We start from the raw sequence: 1,324 nt of genomic DNA on the forward strand, positions 1-1,324 counted from the left end.
ACCACCGCAAACCCGCGACCCTGTTCACCGGCACGGGCAGCCTCGATAGCCGCGTTGAGCGCCAGCAGGTTGGTCTGCTCGGCTATTCCGCGGATCACTTCCAGCACCATGCCGATGTTGCGACTGTCATCACCCAACTGGCGGATCACCACTGCCGTGCTCTCGATAGCACTCGCCACCCGCTCGATGCGCTGGATGGAATCATTGACCGTCTTGGCACCCAGTTCAGCAGTTTCACTGGCAGAAGTGGCCGCACTGGCAGCATCGCTGGTGTTGCGCGATACCTCCTGTACTGTGGCTTGCATCTCGTTCATCGCCGTTGCCAGCTGATTGAGCTCATGCTGCTGGGAATGCATATTGTTGGCAGACTGGCTGGCGACCGAGCTGATCTCCTCGGCAGCAGAACTAAGTTGCACCACTGAACCTGATACTTCGCTGACCAGAGTACGCAAATTGGTCTGCATCTCGCCAAACCCCTTGGCCAGCGTACCCAATTCGTCGTTGTTGAACTGCTGCATATCGATACGCGAGGTGAGATCCCCGGCAGAGACTCTGCGAGTCTGCTCAAGGAGAACCATAACCGGATTGCGGATCTGGCCGGTCAGCAACCAGGCAATCACAACGACAAAGCCAAGGGTGATCAGGCTGACAACAATGCTCATGGTTCTGGCACTGTCGTAAAGATCGGCCACCCCTTTGGTCATCTGCTCCGCAATTTCATTGTTGATTTCTCGCAGTCGCAGTGACTTTGCCCCCGCCTCTTCCAAAGCAGCTCTGGTCTCGTTTTTGCGCAGACTTCTGACTTTATCCAGATCACCGGCAGCAAACGCATTGACCAACTCCTCATGCACCGAGAAATACTTGGCGCCAGCATTAAGCAGTTGCTCATAGGTCTGTTTTTCTTCATCGGTAGTAAAGGGCATTGCACCATATTTTTGAGCTGCAGTATCAAACGCCAGCTTGGCCTTGTTGAAGGTGAGCGTCCGTTCACTCACCTCCTGGGCGTCCTTGTTGAGCCCCGCAATCACCTGAGAGAGCTCGGAGCGACGAGCATCCAGAATGGCAACGTGCATCTGGCTGGCATAGCGGGTGGAAGGCAGCAAATTGGTGGTAATGGTTTCGGTATCACCGTAGAGCTTGGCCAACTGGCTGATGGAGAACCAAGCCAAGCCCAGAACCAGTAAGGCCAGAATGGCAAATCCAGCACTCAGCTTCTGACCAATAGACATGTTTTTGAACATAGGAGGGGTTCCTTGAAATAGGTCTTCACTCCCGCGACATCCTTCGGGAATGGTCATATAGAGCATAGCCTGCAAGCAGAAAA

At 54.4% G+C, this 1,324-nt stretch carries 1 protein-coding gene; it reads right to left on the reverse strand.

Features of this window, described 5'->3' with window-relative positions; all coding sequences use genetic code 11:
• The coding region (locus DBR30_RS15145; RefSeq protein ID WP_108588414.1) for a methyl-accepting chemotaxis protein at positions 1-1,241 on the reverse strand (1,241 nt) is incomplete at its 3' end.
• Positions 1,242-1,324 lie beyond the last annotated feature (83 nt).

The organism is Aeromonas sp. HMWF017 (assembly GCF_003061465.1).
Taxonomy (GTDB): Bacteria; Pseudomonadota; Gammaproteobacteria; order Enterobacterales; family Aeromonadaceae; genus Aeromonas; species Aeromonas veronii.